Below are 237 nucleotides of genomic sequence, written 5' to 3'. Positions count from 1 at the left end.
GTACTGAGCGTTAACCTCTATCCACGTACTGGACGATGCCGCAATCGGGAACCACAGCTGACTACCGTACCCACCATCAGTTTGGCGATTTGTCGCGTACTTGTAGTGTGCACTTGCCACGGCCCACTGAGTAGTGGACACTTGTGTCATCAGCGTCGGCTCAGCATCCGCGTTATTCTCATGAACCAAGAGCGCAGGGACAAACGGATTCATCATCTGGTTCGGAGGAATGACATC

The 237-nt window shown here is 53.2% G+C and carries 1 protein-coding gene; it reads right to left on the bottom strand.

Annotated elements, in window-relative coordinates:
* On the bottom strand, nt 1-237 hold a 237-nt coding region (locus AC1RO3_RS09415), incomplete at both ends, for a hypothetical protein (RefSeq protein WP_481764157.1).

This window comes from Dellaglioa sp. CoH-57-MRSF-19, from assembly GCF_056781975.1.
This window is presented reverse-complemented; position numbering and strand designations above follow the sequence as displayed.